Origin of the sequence: Pelagimonas sp. KU-00592-HH, from assembly GCF_040369695.1 — a bacterium.
Lineage (GTDB): Bacteria > Pseudomonadota > Alphaproteobacteria > Rhodobacterales > Rhodobacteraceae > Shimia.
Map to the genome: position 1 here is coordinate 468,152 of NZ_BAABWM010000003.1, position 15,172 is coordinate 483,323.

Sequence of the window (15,172 nt, forward strand, 5' to 3'; positions counted from 1 at the left end):
ATTGTTTTCACCAGAATCCCCCAACATCATGTTTCGGGTCAAGGATTATCGGGTTAAAACAAGTGGCTATTTGGTTAAAGAAAAGGCGCGTGAGGGCAACCCACGCGCCTTTCTCTGTTCATTTCATGACAAACTCTATCAGAGTTCCTGCATGATCTGTTCTTTGGCGATGACCAGCAGCTCGGCGCGTTTGCTGCGGATCTCGTCCGAAGTGATCTTGCCTTCGAGGTCTGCAACAACCTTGCGCACGACGTCTTCGTGGCCGGCTTCTTCGAAATCGGCGATCACGACGGTCTTGGCGTATTCGTCGGCCTCGTCGCCGGACTTGCCCAGCAGTTCAGCGGCCCAGAGACCCAGCAGCTTGTTGCAGCGGGCTTCGGCCTTGAAGTTCATTTCTTCATCATGCGCGAACTTGTTTTCGAATGCGGATTCGCGATCGTCAAAGGTGGTCATCTGCGGATTCCTTTGCAAATGTTGGCGTTGGGCCTTGTATGCAGCGTCTCGCGCGTCGCTGCAAGAGGGCGTGCTGCGCTTGCGACAATGCCGCCCATGGATTAAGAGGGCGCATCAAAGCGGGGAGTCGCCCCCGCAAGACAGGAAAGAGACCCCTCATGGCGCGTGGCAAGAAGATTTACGAAGGCAAGGCCAAGATTCTGTTCGAAGGCCCCGAGCCGGGCACGATTGTCCAATATTTCAAGGACGATGCGACCGCGTTCAACGCCGAGAAGAAAGACGTGATCGACGGCAAGGGCGTGCTGAACAACCGCCTGTCCGAGTATTTCATGACCGGTCTGGCACAGATCGGCGTGCCGACCCACTTTCTCAAGCGCCTGAACATGCGCGAGCAGCTTGTGCGCTCCTGCGAGATCATTCCGCTGGAAGTTATCGTGCGCAACTTCGCCGCAGGCTCGATGAGCAAGCGCCTTGGCATCGAGGAAGGCACCCAGCTGCCGCGCCCGATCGTCGAGTATTGCTACAAGGATGACAGCCTGGGTGATCCGCTGGTCACCGAAGAGCACATCGCGGCCTTTGGCTGGGCCACCCAGCAGGACATGGATGACATTCTTGGCCTTGCGCTGCGCGTCAACGACTATCTGTCTGGCGTCATGTATGGCGTGGGCATCAAGCTGGTCGACTTCAAGATCGAGATCGGCCGCGTTTACGAAGGTGATTTCCAGCGTCTTGTCGTGGCCGACGAAATCAGCCCCGACAGCTGCCGCCTGTGGGACCTTGAGACCGGCCAGAAGCTCGACAAGGACGTGTTCCGCCGCGATCTTGGCAGCCTGACCGACGCCTATGCCGAAGTGGCGCGCCGTCTGGGTGTAATGCCCAAGACGTCGACCCCGACCAAGCCAACGCTGGTGAACTAATCTCTCGCGCCCCGGACCGGGGCGCGTCGCACTTAAGATATCTTGCAACGAAGAAGCCGGATCAGGGTTCTTCGCAAACCGGAGAGACAAGACATGAAAGCACGTGTGTACGTGATGCTGAAAAACGGCGTTCTGGACCCGCAAGGTGAGGCCGTGCGCCACGCACTGGGCAGCCTCGGCTTTGACGGCGTGGAAGGTGTGCGCCAGGGCAAGGTGATCGAGCTGGACCTCGCCGAGGGCACCACCGAGGACACCGTGACCGAGATGTGCGAGAAGCTTCTCGCCAACACCGTGATCGAAAGCTACCGCGTGGAGCTGATGTAATGAAGGCAGCGGTCATCGTTTTCCCGGGTTCGAACTGCGACCGCGATCTCGCGGTGGCCTTCGAACGTGCGGGCATGGATGTCACCATGGTGTGGCACAAGGACACCGACCTTCCCGAAGGTCTTGATATCGTGGGCGTTCCGGGCGGTTTCTCGTTCGGTGATTACCTGCGCTGCGGTGCAATCGCGGCAAACTCGCCGATCTGCAAATCGTTGATCCAGCACACCGAGCGTGGCGGTTATGCCGTGGGCGTCTGCAACGGCTTCCAGATCCTGACCGAAACCGGCATTCTGCCCGGCGCGCTGCGTCGCAACGCGGGTCTCAAGTACATCTGCCGTACCGTTGGCCTCAAAGTCGAGAACGCGGAAACCGCCTTTACCTCGGGCTACGAGCTGGGCCAGGAAATCCAGGTTCCGATCGCGCACCACGATGGCAACTATTTCGTCACCGACGAAAAGCTGGCGCAGCTGCGTGACGAAGGCCGCATCGCCTTTACCTATACCGATAACCCGAATGGGTCGGTTGCCGATATTGCCGGTGTGATTTCGAAAAACCGTCGTGTTCTTGGCATGATGCCGCACCCGGAACGGGCCGCGGACGAAGGTCATGGCGGCACGGACGGGGTGGCAATGTTCCGCTCGTTGATGGACCAACTCGCCACTGCGTGACTTGTGACTGGTTTTGGGGCGGCGTAATCTGACGTCATGGAAGAGCTGCCCCTTTCCGACCAATCCCGGACGCCGAGGACACGCGCTGCAAGCTGGCGGGTGCGTCTGGCTTTTGCGCTGCTCCTTGTGGCGGCTGCGGTGACGATTATCGTCACCAACTCTTTCCTGACAGACCGTTTTACCGAGAACACCCGCACGCGGGCTGAGCTTCGTCTTGCGCTCTATTCCGGCAACCTTCAGTCGGAATTGCGCCGCAACGCGATCGTGCCACAGCTTCTGGCCAAGGACCCGGCGTTGATCGGGGCGTTGAACTCGGGTGATTTTTCGCAATCGACGGCACGGCTGATTTCTTTTGTTGATGAAATCGGGGCCGCCTCGCTGATGATGCTGGATGCCGACGGGCGCACCGTTGCGGCCACCGATCGCACGAAGATCGGCGCAAACTATCGTGGATATGAGTTTTTCATCAGTGCGTTACGATCCAACGTTACAGTTTTTTCAGGCGAGCGGCACGAGAGTGGTGCCTATCATTTCACCTATGCGCGCCGTCTTGAAAGCAATGGTCAGGTGATCGGAGTGATCGCTGTCGAGGCGGACTTGCAGAAGTTCGAGCGGGCCTGGGCCGGGATTTCCGATGCGGTCTATGTGACCGACAGCCAAGGCACTATCATTCTTGCCACGGAACCACGCTGGCGCGGCCTGAGCGAGGAAGAGGCCCTGCGTCGCCAGCCGGCCCAGGGCGCGATTGAACGCGCGCTTCAAGCGACCTCGGATTGGACCCAGCTTCCGCCCGATGCCTACCTGCGCGGAGAGGGCGTGATGCGCGAAGATGCGCGGATTCCGTTCCGCGGGTGGCGCATGACTCTGTTCACCACCTATTCCAGTGTGCGCGAGCGGGTGAACGCGGTTCTGGCGCTTGAATTCATGGGGTTTGCCATCCTTCTGGCGCTGGCGTTCTTTTTCCTGAACCGCAAGAATGCCATGCGCATGGCCCTTTTCCAGCGTGAATCCGCCGAGTTGCGGGTGCTGAACATGCGTCTCCAGCGCGAGATTTCCGAACGTGAACGGATGCAGCAAAGCCTTGCCGTGGCCGAACAATCGCTGGCCCAGAGTTCGAAACTGGCCGCGCTTGGCGAGATGTCGGCGGCAGTCAGTCACGAATTGAACCAGCCGCTGGCGGCGATGAAGACCTATCTGGCCGGCGCGCGGCTTCTGGTACGGCGCAATCGCCCTGACGAGGCATTGTCGTCGTTCCACCGCATTGATGACCTGATTGAGCGCATGGGCGCGATTACCAAGCAGCTCAAATCCTATGCGCGAAAGGGCGGTGACGATTTCGTGCCCGTGGTGATGAATGACGCGCTGGTGTCGGCCCTGTCGATGATGGAGCCACAACTCAAGCAGGGGCATGTGCGCATCAGCCGGATCATTCCCGATGAACAGGTCCGGGTGATGGGGGATCGGGTGCGCATCGAGCAGGTGATCATCAACCTTCTGCGCAACGCGCTTGATGCGATGGAGGGGCTGAGCCAGCCCGAGATCGAAATTATTTTGGCGGCGGGTGAAACCGCCACACTGACCGTGCGGGACAGCGGGCCGGGCATCGAGAACCTGGATGAGCTGTTCGAGCCTTTCTTTACCACCAAGCAGCCGGGCGATGGTGTCGGGCTGGGGCTGGCGATTTCTTCGGGGATCGTGAGCGATCTTGGTGGTCGGATGACCGCGCGCAACGGACAGGACGGGGGGGCTGTATTTGAAGTGCAGCTTCCTATTTTGAGTGAAGATATCGAGGCAGCGGAGTAACTTATGGCCCAGGGTATGAAAATCGCGATTGTCGATGACGAACAGGACATGCGTCAGTCGATCAGCCAGTGGCTGGCATTGTCGGGCTATGACACTGAGACCTTTGCCAGCGCCGAGGATGCGTTGAAGAAGCTGGGGCCGGATTATCCGGGGATCGTGATTTCGGACATCAAGATGCCGGGCATGGACGGGATGCAGTTCCTGAAAAAGCTGATGGGATCGGACAGCGCGCTGCCGGTGATCATGATCACCGGCCACGGTGACGTGCCGATGGCGGTTGAGGCGATGCGGGTGGGGGCGTTCGACTTTCTTGAAAAGCCGTTCAATCCCGACCGGATGAGCCAACTTGCCAAGAAGGCGACAACCGCGCGGCGCATGACGCTGGATGCGCGGGCCTTGCGGCGAGAGTTGTCGGATGGCGGCCAGCTGATGAAAAAGCTGATCGGGGCGAGCCCGGTGATGGAACGTCTGAAGGAAGACATTCTGGATCTGGGGCAGGCGGATGGCCATGTTCTGATTGATGGCGAGACCGGCACCGGCAAGACGCTGGTGGCCCATGCCCTGCACGCAGTTGGCAGTCGTGCCGGCAAGAAATTCGTGCTGGTCAGCTGTGGCGCCTTTGAGGAAGAGGCACTGGCGCGGCGTCTGTTCGGGCCGATGTTGCCGGAAGACAGCCAGTTGCCCGCCATCGAGGAAGCCCGCGGCGGCACGCTTGTGCTTGAGGATGTCGAGATGCTGAGTGACGGGCTTCAGGCGAAATTGCTGAATGTTATTAATGAACAGGGCACGCCTGCCGAAACGCGGATCATCGCGATCTGCAACATGCAGGAACAGGACCGCACCTGCGAGGATGCCCTGCGGTCGGATCTGTTCTATCGCCTTGCCGCGCTCAAGATCACGGTGCCGCCTTTGCGCCAGCGGGGCGAGGATATCCTGACCCTGTTTACCCGCCTGTCAGAGCAGTTTGCCGATGACTATGGCTGTGATGCGCCTAAGGTCAGCGCGCAAGAAGCCGCGCAGCTGTTACAGGCGCCGTGGCCGGGCAATGTGCGTCAGTTGATCAACCTTGCGGAACGAGCCGTCTTGCAAAGTCGTCGGGGTGAGGGGACCATTGCCTCGCTCCTGATGAACGATCACGAGGACATGCAGCCGGTGATGACCACCGAGGGCAAGCCGCTCAAGGAATATGTCGAGGCGTTCGAGCGGATGCTGATCGACAACACCATGCGGCGGCACCGGGGGTCGATCGCCAGTGTAATGGAAGAGCTGTGCCTGCCGCGCCGGACGCTGAACGAGAAGATGGCCAAATACGGCCTTCAGCGGGCGGACTACCTTTAGGTCCATACTGCAACGCATGTTGAAACACCCGCCCAAACGGCGGGTGTTTTCCGTTGGACGTTAAGGATTTGGTAAAAGATGCCGTGAAATCAGCCTTTTTGACGGGCGTTTTTGAAGCCGCTTACCATTTGGCATTGTAATTTCCCTGATCGTGGTCTTATGTAGCTTTACGGAGGTCTGTCCTACGGGACGCCCCGCATGAGTTTCGCTGGATTGAGATGGCTGACGGCAGAGAATGCCCAACTTCCCGTCCAGACCGATTGGCCCCTTGAAAGAGGGGCAGAGAGTTGCCCGGACCGCCAAGGCGGCGGGCGTATAACAGACGCAGAGAGCGCCCAAATGCCTTTCGAGCGTCGGAGAAGAAACGCGATGAAGCGCGCGATGACATTGAGAGACCGAGCAGAGGCCGCCAGCGGCCCCCTCGGCCGCGCGCCTAGCTTCGCCCAGACAAGACACCGCACGCAATCCCTCCAACTCGGCCCGCCGGGACGCGGGCGATTGCGGCTGTGCATACGGAACCAATGGCAAAGAAAATGCTTATCGACGCCACCCACGCGGAAGAGACCCGCGTTGTGGTGGTGGACGGAAACAAGGTTGAGGAATTCGACTTTGAGTCCGAAAACAAACGTCAGCTCGCAGGTAACATCTATCTAGCAAAAGTTACGCGGGTCGAACCCTCGCTTCAGGCAGCATTCGTGGACTATGGCGGAAACCGTCATGGCTTTCTCGCGTTTTCGGAAATCCATCCCGATTACTATCAGATCCCTGTGGCAGACCGCGAGGCGCTGCTCGAGGAAGAACGCGCTTATGCCGAGGCGATGAAGGCGCGTGACGAGGAAGAAGAAAAGCCGAAGTCGCGCTCGCGCTCTCGCTCGCGCAGCCGGTCGCGTTCGAAATCGAAAGAGACCAAGGCAGCAGAGGTCGTTGAGACCCAGGATACCGACGTCATCGTGGACACCGCGGATGCGGCACAGATCGAGGGTATGGAAACCATCGATCTCGAGACTGACGCCGGTGATGACACCACCGAGGGCCTGTCCCCGATGGAGCTGGTGGCCGAGACCCCGGTAGAGGAACCGGCGGATGAGGTTGAAGCAACGGAAGACGTTGTCGAAGCCGAAGCGCCTGCGGAAGAGGTGGCCGAAGAGGTTGCCGAGACCGAAGCATCGGAAGAACCCGAGGCTGCGGAAGAGGAAACCGTTGCCGCAGAGGCCGAAGAGGCCACCGACGACGTGACCGAAGTGGCCACGGAAGAGGTTGCGGAGGTTTCGGAAGAGAGCTCGGAAGAGAGCTCTGAAGACAAGGACGAAGACGACAGCGGCAAGACCATGGCCATGGCCACGGAAGGCGATGACGCGGTTGTCAGCCTTGATCCGGAAACCGGCGAGGAAGTCGAAAGCGCGCCCAAGGCCGAGGAAGAGGCCGAAGCTGCCGAGGCACCAGCGGCTGAAGAGGCGCCTGCCGAAGAGGTAGAGGCCGAGGCACCTGCGGAAACCGAAGAGGCTACGGCTGACGCGCCCGAGGCGGAAGCTGCTGAAGAGGCTGCGCAGGACGCCGAAGAGGCACCCGAGGCAACTGAAGAGGCGGATGACGCCGCAGAAGAAGCCAAAGACACCGAGGTTGAGGCGGATGACGCCGAAGACGGTGATGAGAGCGACGAGGACGACGACGATAAGTCGAAGAAATCGGATGCCTCGAGCAAGGATTCCAGCATCGAATCCGTTGCTGACGAAGACGATACCGACGACATCCGCCCGCCGCGCAAACCGCGTCCGCGCCGTTACAAGATCCAGGAAGTGATCAAGGTGCGCCAGATCATGCTGGTGCAGGTCGTCAAGGAGGAACGTGGCAACAAGGGTGCGGCCCTGACCACTTATCTCTCGCTGGCCGGTCGCTACTGTGTCCTGATGCCGAACACCGCGCGTGGCGGTGGCATCAGCCGCAAGATCACCAACGCCACCGACCGCAAGAAGCTCAAGGAAATTGCCAACGAATTGGACGTGCCGAAGGGCGCGGGCCTGATCGTGCGCACCGCCGGTGCCAAGCGCACCAAGACCGAGATCAAGCGCGACTATGAATACCTGCAACGTATGTGGGAGCAGATTCGCGAACTGACGCTGAAATCCATTGCGCCGGCAAAGATCTATGAAGAAGGCGACCTGATCAAACGCTCGATCCGCGATCTTTACAGCCGTGAGATCGACGAGGTTCTGGTTGAAGGGGATCGCGGTTACCGCATTGCCAAGGACTTCATGAAGATGATCATGCCGTCCCACGCGCGCAACGTGAAGCACTACCACGACGCGCTGCCGCTGTTCGCGCGCTACCAGGTGGAAAGCTACCTGTCGTCGATGTTCAACCCGACGGTGCAGCTGAAATCCGGTGGTTACATCGTGATCGGCGTGACCGAAGCGCTTGTGGCAATCGATGTGAACTCGGGCCGCGCCACCAAGGAAGGCTCGATCGAGGAAACCGCGCTCAAGACCAACTTGGAAGCTGCCGAAGAAGTGGCCCGCCAGCTGCGACTGCGCGATCTTGCCGGCCTGATCGTCATCGACTTTATCGACATGGACGAGCGCAAGAACAACGCCGCCGTCGAAAAGCGCATGAAGGACAAGCTCAAGACCGACCGCGCCCGCATCCAGGTGGGTCGCATCTCGGGCTTTGGCCTGATGGAAATGAGCCGCCAGCGTCTGCGCCCCGGCATGATCGAGGCCACCACGCAGCCGTGCCCGCATTGCCACGGCACCGGCCTGATCCGTTCGGACGACAACCTTGCGCTGTCGATCCTGCGCCAGATCGAGGAAGAGGGCACCCGCCGTCGTTCGCGCGAGGTTCTCGTGCGGGTTCCGGTTGCGATTGCCAACTACCTTATGAACCAAAAGCGCGAGCATATCGCGCAGATCGAAGCGCGTTATGGTCTGTCGGTTCGGATCGAGGGCGATGTGCACCTGATCTCGCCGGACTACTCGCTTGAGAAGTTCAAGACCGCAACCCGCGTGGTTCCGGAAGTCTCGGCGCCGGTTGTCTCTGTCGACATGTCGATCATGGATGATGTGGACGAGGACCTGATCGAGGCGGAAGCAGAAGATGTGACCGAGGCCAAGGACGGCGAAGAGGGCGAAACCAAGCCCAAGAAGCGCCGCCGCCGTCGTCGCCGCAGCCGCAGCCGGTCGTCCAAGACCGAGGGCACCGAGGCGGAGACCGATCAGGAACAGTCTGAAGAGGCGTCCGAGGCGAGCGAAGAGGCGAGTGAAGGCGAAGCTTCGACCGAGGCCGAGGGGGAAGACGCTCCCAAGGAAGAGAAGAAGAAGTCCAGCCGTTCGCGCAACCGTTCACGTTCGCGGTCTCGCAAGAAGTCGGACGACAAGGTTGAAGAGGCTGCGGAAGAAACTGCAGAAGAGACCGCGGTAGAGGCCAGCGAAGAAGCGCCTGCTGAGGCCGCTACTGAAGCGGGTGACGCGCCGGAAGAGGCCGCTGTTGAGGCCGAAGTCGAGGCTCCTGCGGAAGAGGCTGTCGAGGTGGCAGAAGCGGCGGACGCGCCTACGGAGGCACCTGAAGAGGTCGCGGAAGCCGAGGCAGAGGATGCCGTTGAAGCCGAAGCGCCTGCCGAAGAGGTTGCAGAGGTGGAAGAGGCTGTTGAAGCACAGACCGAAGCCCCCGCGGAAGAACCGGAACCCGCCCTTGTGGCCGAAGCCGAACCGGCAGCCCCGCCCAAGCCGAAGCGTCGCGGCTGGTGGTCGCGCGGGTAACGCCTTGTAAATCAGAACAGAAAAAGCCGGGGGATCGACCCCCGGCTTTTTCTTTTGGTGCCAGCCGTCAGCGGTCTGGCGCAGTCTTGGGCGTGCGTGTTGTCAGGCGCGTTTTTCCACGAGGAAGGTCAGGGCGCCGTCCTTTTCTTCGGACGCGACAAGCCAGTGGCCGCTTTCATTGCAGAAATGCGGCACGTCGACGATGGCTGCGGGATCGTCGGCGATCAGAAGGATACGGTCCCCGGCGGCAAGCGGTTGCAGGCGCTTGCGCAGCTTCAGGACGGGCAGGGGGCACAGCAGCCCGATGGCGTCGATTTCTTGTGTCATGCTGCTGACATAGGGCCAATCGGCGGCCCTGTCCATCGCTCTTGACTTGCCTCAAGGTTCGGGGCGCGAAAGCATGACACAGGGTTGTGAAAGGCTCTTGAGGTGACCTTTGCCTCGGATTGAAGTAAGCGGAAGACATGTTTGGAATCGACATCATCGACGCGGGCCTTCTGCCCGCCATGTTCGTGGCGCTCACGGCCGGGGTTATCTCGTTCCTGAGCCCCTGTGTGCTGCCTATCGTGCCGCCATATCTTGCCTATATGAGTGGGGTCAGCGTGAGCGATCTAGCCGAAGGTGGCGCGCAGAAGAAAAGCGCGGTTGTGCCGGCGCTGTTCTTTGTGCTGGGCCTGTCGACGGTGTTCCTGTTCCTCGGGTTTACCGCCTCGGCGATTGGCTCGCTGTTCCTGTCCTACCAAGGCTGGTTCAACACCATCGCGGGGGTCATCGTGATGATCTTTGGCGCGCATTTCGTGGGCGTCTACCGGATCGGGTTCCTTGATCGCGAGGCGCGTCTGGATGTCGGGGATCAGGGTGGCTCGTCCTTTGGGGCCTATATCCTTGGCCTGGCCTTTGCCTTTGGCTGGACGCCCTGCATTGGCCCGCAACTGGGCGCGATCCTGTCGCTTGCTGCTGGAGAGGCCTCTCTGACGCGCGGCACCATGCTGCTGGCGGTTTATGCGGCCGGACTTGGTATTCCGTTCCTGCTGGTGGCGGCCTTCCTACCGAAGCTGGGCGGCCTGATGGGCTGGATGAAGCGCCACATGGAGCAGATCGAACGCATCATGGGCCTTTTGTTGTGGACCATCGGCCTCCTGATGCTGACCGGCGGTTTCTCGGCGTTTTCCTTCTGGCTTCTGGAAACCTTCCCGGCTCTGGCGACGCTTGGCTAATTCCTTGCCCTAGCGCAATCTTCTGGCTCTGCTTTTGACTTACTTCAGCCGCATTGTGGGGCTAGTGTTTGTCCCAGAGGTAGAACAATGGGCCAGAGCAAGGAACAAACGGTAAAGCGCCGTCGGGTATTCTATATTCCCGGCTATGATCCCATTCATCCCCGCCGCTACCGCGAATTGTACCGCAAGGAGAGCGGGGCGCAGGGCGCGATTTCCGGATACGAGGTGACGCTGGCCCCCAAGACGGGGGGCGGCACCTATGGCTGGCATGTGACCGGCAGGATCGACGGGGCCGAGACACAGGCCGATGTCGAGGTTCTGGTCTGGTCCGACATCGTGCGCGACAGCATGTCGAATTCGATCCCCGCCACCTATCTGCAACTGGCGCGGACGGCCTGGGCTTATATCGGGTCAGGGGCGCTGTGGCGGTTGATGAAACTGCGCAAGGGGCCGGTGATTGCGGCGCTTTATCCCGTGGTGTTCCTCTTGGTGCAGCTTGGTCTTGCGCTTGTCGCGGCCTATGGGCTGGGCCAGATTCTGGCTTTGGCTCTGCCGGATTGGACAGCCTGGGGCGGGTTGGTGATCGTGCCGTTCCTGCTCAACTGGTTTCGCAAGAAAGACGGCAAGTTCTTTGCCTATTACCTGATGCATGACTATGCCTATTCGGCGCGCTGGAAAGGGGCCAATCCCGCGCCGCTTGAGCAGCGGTTGGCCGAATTTGCCGATGCCATCGAGGCCGCCCTGCGCGACGATGTGGATGAGGTTCTGGTGGTCGGTCATTCCAGCGGCGCGCATCTGGCTGTGTCGATCCTTGCCGACCTGATCCGGCAGGGGCGGGTGCCCGAAGACGGGCCGGCGCTTGGGTTCCTGTCCTTGGGGCAGGTGGTGCCGATGGTGTCGTTCCTGCCCGAGGCCAAACGCCTGCGGGGCGGTCTGGCCTTTCTGTGCCAGCGCCGCGAACTGGCCTGGGTGGATGTGACCGCGCCGGGCGATGGCTGTGCCTTTGCGCTCTGTGATCCGGTCAGCGTGTCGGGCGTAGAACCGGAGGGCGGCAAACGCTGGCCGCTGGTGGTGTCTGCGGCCTTTACCCAGACCCTGAGTGCCGAGCGTTGGAAAGAGTTGCGCTGGCGGTTCTTCCGCCTGCATTTCCAGTATCTCTGTGCCTTCGACAATCCAGGTGATTACGATTACTTCAAGATCACCGCCGGGCCGATCACACTGCGCGAACGTTATGACGGGCGCGTGCCTTCCAAAAGCCGGATCGAACGTCCGGTCAACAAGTTCACGAGTGTTCTTGAATGACACGTCTTCCCCCGAAACCGGCGGCGCGGGCTGACCGGGTCTCGCTCTGGAAATACCTCAAGCTGTTCCGGCAGGACATTCTGTCAGCCCAGCCGCAGCGTCTTTACCGCGCGTGGATGGCGGAATTCCGCACCCCGTTCTTTCGCAGCTTCATGTGCAATGATCCCGAGCTGGTTGATCTTGTCCTGAACAAGCGACCGGATGATTTTCCCAAGTCCGAACGGGTGCGGGAGGGGCTGGTGCCGCTGTTGGGCAATTCGGTGTTCATCACCAATGGCGAGACATGGAAACGCCAGCGGCGCATCATTGATCCGGCTTTTGAAGGCGGGCGGTTGCGGGACACGTTTCCGGCGATGTGGGATGCGGGTGTGGCGGCGGTCGAGCGGTTGCGCAAAGAAGCGCTCGACGGGCCGATCGAGATCGAGGCCCAGACCAGCCATGCGGCCGCAGACGTGATTTTCCGCACCCTGTTTTCGATCCCGATCGAGCACGAGGTTGCGGGCAAGGTGTTTTCCACCTTCCGCGAACACCAGAACGAACAACCGGTTGTAAACCTTGGGGCGCTGTTGCCGCTGCCCAAGTGGTTCCCGCGCTTTCACAGCCGCCGGACCAAGGAGACCGCAACCCAGATACGTGCCCTGATCGAACAGCTGACAACCGAGCGTATGGCGGCCATCGAGGCGGGAACGGCGCCGGATGACCTTGCCACCAAGATCATGACCACGCCCGATCCGGAAACCGGCGAAAAGTTCGACACCGAAGAGATGGTCGATCAGGTGGCGATCTTCTTCCTTGCCGGTCACGAGACAAGCGCCTCGGCGCTGGCCTGGGCGCTGTATCTGCTGGCGCTTTATCCCGAGTGGCAGGACAAGCTCGCCGACGAGGCGAATGAGGTTCTGGACCCCGAGAAGATCTATTTCTCGGCCGTTTCCAAGCTGCGCACCTCGCGCGAGGTGTTCCGCGAGGCGCTCAGGCTTTATCCGCCGGTGCCGATGATGGTGCGCCAGAACACCTGTCCCGAAGAATTCCGTGCCCGCGAGGTGCCCGTCGGCAGTCAGGTTGTCCTGAGCCCCTGGCACCTGCATCGCCATGAACGGCTGTGGGAACGCCCGGATGAATTCGATCCCGAGCGCTTCAAGACGGAGAACGGCAAAGAATGCCTGCGCAACGCCTATATCCCGTTTTCGTCGGGCCAAAGGGTCTGCACCGGCGCGGGGTTCGCGATGATCGAAGGTGCGTTGCTTCTCTCGCTGTTGGTGCGGGCCTTCCGGTTCGAAACCGTGCGTGGGCGCGAACCGGTGCCCGAGGCCCATCTGACGGTGCGGGCCAAGGACGGCATCTGGCTCAGGCTGACACCGCGCGAGGGCTAGGTCAGAACCAGCCCTGTACGGTTTCCGCCCCGGCGGTCACGTCTTCGCCGATGCCTGCCACGGTGTTGCAGGCAGAGATCAGGGTGAGGCAGGTCAGAAGGATGAGAGTCTTTTTCATGGGTCTTCAGTCTTCGTGCCACCAGACGCCCGGCATCCATTCGACGCCGTCGCCATAGATGGGCAGAGTTTCGGGGTATTTCAGTTCCTTGCGGTGGGCGATGCGGCCCACGGCGTAGGTCCAGATCGGGATCACGTAGCGGCCCGTGGTCAGCGCCCGGTCGAGGGCCTGTGCCGCGGTCCTGAACTCCTGTGGGTCGCGGGCGTTAGTGAGCGCCTCGACAAGCGCGTCGATGGCAGGGGATTTGATGCCCATGATGTTGCGCGAGCCTTCCTGATCCGCGGCGGCGCTGCCCCAGTAGAGGGCCTGTTCGTTGCCGGGGCTAAGCGACATGGCGCGGCGATAGTCGGTCATGTCGAAATCAAAGGCATTCACGCGTTGGGTATACTGCGCATTGTCGATCTCGGTGATGGTGACGAAGATCCCCAGCTTTTCCAGCGCCTTTCGATAGATGTCGATGATCGACTTGTCCTGTTTGTCACCCTGTCGCAACAAGATGTCGAAGGTAAAGGGCGTGCCATCCGGCTTGGTCATGATGCCATCGACCACGTCGAACCCAGCTTCGGACAAAAGTTGCATGGCGCGGCGCATGTTGCCGCGATTGCGCGTGCTGCCGTTCGAGGCGGGCAGGTCGTAATCCTCAAGCACATCGGCGGGCAGGGTGTCTGCGTATGGTGCCAGAAGGGCAGCCACTTCTGACGAAGCGGGCGCGTCCTGCATGGCAAGGTATGAGCCAGAGAAGTAAGAGGTGATGCGCGGCTGGCGACCGCCGGTCAGCGTGTCGGAGATGAATTCGAAGTTGAAGGCGTGCATCAGCGCATCGCGCACGCGGATGTCATCAAACGGGGCGCGGCGCAGGTTCATGGCAAGGCCGGTGATCCCCGATGGTTTCTGATGCGGGATTTCGGATTTCACAACTGCGCCAGAGGCCGCGTCGGGGAAATCGTATTGGGTGGCCCAGGCTTCGGCGTTGAACTCGCGGATATAGGACAGGGCACCGCCCTTGAAGGCCTCGAACATGACGTCTTCGTCGCCATAAAAGTCGATGCGGATCTCATCAACGTTGGCGATACCCTGTCGCAAGGGCAGGTGCAGCCCCCAGTAATCTGGATTGCGCTTGAGGGTGACAAAGCGTCCGGCCTCAAAATCTTCCACCACGTAGGGGGCAGAGCCGATGGGGATGTCCGACAGCGTGGCCTCGGCAAGAGGCTTGTCCTGCCACTGCGCCTTTTGCAGGATCGGTCGCAGGCCGGCGATCAGGGCCAATTCGCGGTTTCCGGTGTTGAAGGTGATGCGCACCGAGCGCGGTCCGGTGGTTTCGATGCGGTCGATCTGGTTCCAGAGGCTGTGATAGCGCGGGTGGCCTTGGGTCCCGAGAGTTTCATAGGACCAGATCACGTCTTCAACGGTGACGGGAGTGCCATCGGAAAACCGCGCTTCCTCGCGCAGGGTGAATTCGACCCATTCGCGGTTCGGGCCGGTTTCTATGCTTTCGGCCAGAAGGCCGTAAAGTGCGAAAGGTTCATCCCAATTTCGTCCCATGAGCGATTCGTGGGTGAAGAATCGCAGCTGCCAGGGCACCCGTCCCTTGCGCACGAATGGGTTGAGCGAATCGAATCCACCAGTGTTGCCGGTGACGATTCTGCCGCCCTTTGGGGCCGCGGCATTTGCGTAGGGTAAGGATTTGAAATCAGCCGGAAGTGCTGGGTCTCCGTACATGGCGATTCCATGCGAGGGTTCGGCAAAGCCGCCCGAAGCCAAGGAAAGAAGGGGAATCGCGAGGCCAAATCGGCGAATCCGCTGGAAACTAACTGGTCGCATATGGGGGACAATCCTGCTCGGGCCTGTTTTTATTGGCTCAGAGGGTACAGGGGGTTCTCTGCCTTATCAAACTTTTAGCTTGGACTCTG

The 15,172-nt window shown here is 60.6% G+C and carries 13 protein-coding genes; 9 read left to right on the forward strand and 4 right to left on the reverse strand.

The window, feature by feature from the left end:
* Positions 1–138: 138 nt before the first annotated feature.
* Positions 139–453 carry a DUF1476 domain-containing protein gene (locus ABWV42_RS14645; protein WP_255106569.1) on the reverse strand — a complete coding sequence of 105 codons (315 nt, stop codon included), beginning with the start codon at positions 451–453 and terminating at the stop codon, positions 139–141.
* A 158-nt stretch (positions 454–611) separates the two neighbouring features.
* Here ABWV42_RS14645 and purC point away from each other — a divergent pair, with 158 nt between their 5' ends.
* From purC to ABWV42_RS14675, 6 genes are all read left to right on the forward strand, one after another.
* Positions 612–1,370 (forward strand): phosphoribosylaminoimidazolesuccinocarboxamide synthase, encoded by a 759-nt coding sequence (gene purC / locus ABWV42_RS14650; RefSeq protein WP_255106571.1) that lies wholly within the window; start codon positions 612–614, stop codon positions 1,368–1,370.
* A gap of 93 nt (positions 1,371–1,463) precedes the next feature.
* Positions 1,464–1,694 (forward strand): phosphoribosylformylglycinamidine synthase subunit PurS, encoded by a 231-nt coding sequence (purS, locus tag ABWV42_RS14655; protein ID WP_255106572.1) that lies wholly within the window; start codon positions 1,464–1,466, stop codon positions 1,692–1,694.
* The gene (purQ, locus tag ABWV42_RS14660; RefSeq protein WP_255106574.1) at positions 1,694–2,362 is read left to right on the forward strand and encodes a phosphoribosylformylglycinamidine synthase subunit PurQ; all 669 of its coding nucleotides are present in this window, start codon (positions 1,694–1,696) and stop codon (positions 2,360–2,362) included. The genes purS and purQ overlap by 1 nt, the downstream gene beginning before the upstream one ends.
* Positions 2,363–2,398: 36 nt before the next feature.
* Positions 2,399–4,165 carry a sensor histidine kinase gene (locus tag ABWV42_RS14665; RefSeq protein ID WP_255106576.1) on the forward strand — a complete coding sequence of 589 codons (1,767 nt, stop codon included), beginning with the start codon at positions 2,399–2,401 and terminating at the stop codon, positions 4,163–4,165.
* 3 nt (positions 4,166–4,168) lie between these two features.
* On the forward strand, positions 4,169–5,503 hold the full coding sequence (locus ABWV42_RS14670; protein WP_255106578.1) for a sigma-54-dependent transcriptional regulator: 1,335 nt from the start codon (positions 4,169–4,171) through the stop codon (positions 5,501–5,503).
* Between the two features lie 521 nt (positions 5,504–6,024).
* A complete protein-coding gene (locus ABWV42_RS14675; RefSeq protein WP_502930967.1) occupies positions 6,025–9,255 on the forward strand; it encodes an Rne/Rng family ribonuclease in 3,231 nt (1,076 codons plus the stop codon).
* Positions 9,256–9,357: 102 nt separating this feature from the next.
* On the opposite strand, the gene ABWV42_RS14680 is transcribed toward ABWV42_RS14675, so the two are convergent.
* Positions 9,358–9,582: a sulfurtransferase TusA family protein gene (locus ABWV42_RS14680; RefSeq protein ID WP_353340825.1), complete on the reverse strand. Its 225-nt coding sequence runs from the start codon at positions 9,580–9,582 to the stop codon at positions 9,358–9,360.
* A 137-nt stretch (positions 9,583–9,719) separates the two neighbouring features.
* Between ABWV42_RS14680 and ABWV42_RS14685 the strand changes: the two genes are divergently transcribed.
* The 3 genes from ABWV42_RS14685 (at position 9,720) to ABWV42_RS14695 (ending at position 13,144) form a co-directional block, all read left to right on the forward strand.
* Positions 9,720–10,472 carry a cytochrome c biogenesis CcdA family protein gene (locus ABWV42_RS14685; protein ID WP_353340826.1) on the forward strand — a complete coding sequence of 251 codons (753 nt, stop codon included), beginning with the start codon at positions 9,720–9,722 and terminating at the stop codon, positions 10,470–10,472.
* 87 nt (positions 10,473–10,559) lie between these two features.
* Positions 10,560–11,774, forward strand: coding sequence for a hypothetical protein (locus ABWV42_RS14690; protein WP_353340827.1), 1,215 nt, complete (start codon positions 10,560–10,562; stop codon positions 11,772–11,774).
* Positions 11,771–13,144 (forward strand): cytochrome P450, encoded by a 1,374-nt coding sequence (locus ABWV42_RS14695; RefSeq protein ID WP_353340828.1) that lies wholly within the window; start codon positions 11,771–11,773, stop codon positions 13,142–13,144. Before ABWV42_RS14690 ends, ABWV42_RS14695 begins: the two co-directional genes overlap by 4 nt.
* A 1-nt stretch (position 13,145) precedes the next feature.
* On the opposite strand, the gene ABWV42_RS14700 is transcribed toward ABWV42_RS14695, so the two are convergent.
* On the reverse strand, positions 13,146–13,262 hold the full coding sequence (locus tag ABWV42_RS14700) for an entericidin (RefSeq protein WP_353340829.1): 117 nt from the start codon (positions 13,260–13,262) through the stop codon (positions 13,146–13,148).
* Positions 13,263–13,268: 6 nt separating this feature from the next.
* The gene (locus tag ABWV42_RS14705; protein WP_502930968.1) at positions 13,269–15,083 is read right to left on the reverse strand and encodes an extracellular solute-binding protein; all 1,815 of its coding nucleotides are present in this window, start codon (positions 15,081–15,083) and stop codon (positions 13,269–13,271) included.
* Positions 15,084–15,172: the final 89 nt, after the last annotated feature.

Bases quoted from the DNA above. Each gene is read 5' to 3' on its own strand.
- ABWV42_RS14680 (WP_353340825.1), bottom strand. From the start codon at position 9,582: ATGACACAAGAAATCGACGCCATCGGGCTGCTGTGCCCCCTGCCCGTC.
- ABWV42_RS14690 (WP_353340827.1), top strand. From the start codon at position 10,560: ATGGGCCAGAGCAAGGAACAAACGGTAAAGCGCCGTCGGGTATTCTAT.
- ABWV42_RS14700 (WP_353340829.1), bottom strand. From the start codon at position 13,262: ATGAAAAAGACTCTCATCCTTCTGACCTGCCTCACCCTGATCTCTGCC.
- ABWV42_RS14675 (WP_502930967.1), top strand. From the start codon at position 6,025: ATGGCAAAGAAAATGCTTATCGACGCCACCCACGCGGAAGAGACCCGC.
- ABWV42_RS14695 (WP_353340828.1), top strand. From the start codon at position 11,771: ATGACACGTCTTCCCCCGAAACCGGCGGCGCGGGCTGACCGGGTCTCG.
- ABWV42_RS14685 (WP_353340826.1), top strand. From the start codon at position 9,720: ATGTTTGGAATCGACATCATCGACGCGGGCCTTCTGCCCGCCATGTTC.
- ABWV42_RS14670 (WP_255106578.1), top strand. From the start codon at position 4,169: ATGGCCCAGGGTATGAAAATCGCGATTGTCGATGACGAACAGGACATG.
- ABWV42_RS14705 (WP_502930968.1), bottom strand. From the start codon at position 15,083: ATGCGACCAGTTAGTTTCCAGCGGATTCGCCGATTTGGCCTCGCGATT.
- ABWV42_RS14665 (WP_255106576.1), top strand. From the start codon at position 2,399: ATGGAAGAGCTGCCCCTTTCCGACCAATCCCGGACGCCGAGGACACGC.
- purQ (WP_255106574.1), top strand. From the start codon at position 1,694: ATGAAGGCAGCGGTCATCGTTTTCCCGGGTTCGAACTGCGACCGCGAT.
- purS (WP_255106572.1), top strand. From the start codon at position 1,464: ATGAAAGCACGTGTGTACGTGATGCTGAAAAACGGCGTTCTGGACCCG.
- purC (WP_255106571.1), top strand. From the start codon at position 612: ATGGCGCGTGGCAAGAAGATTTACGAAGGCAAGGCCAAGATTCTGTTC.
- ABWV42_RS14645 (WP_255106569.1), bottom strand. From the start codon at position 453: ATGACCACCTTTGACGATCGCGAATCCGCATTCGAAAACAAGTTCGCG.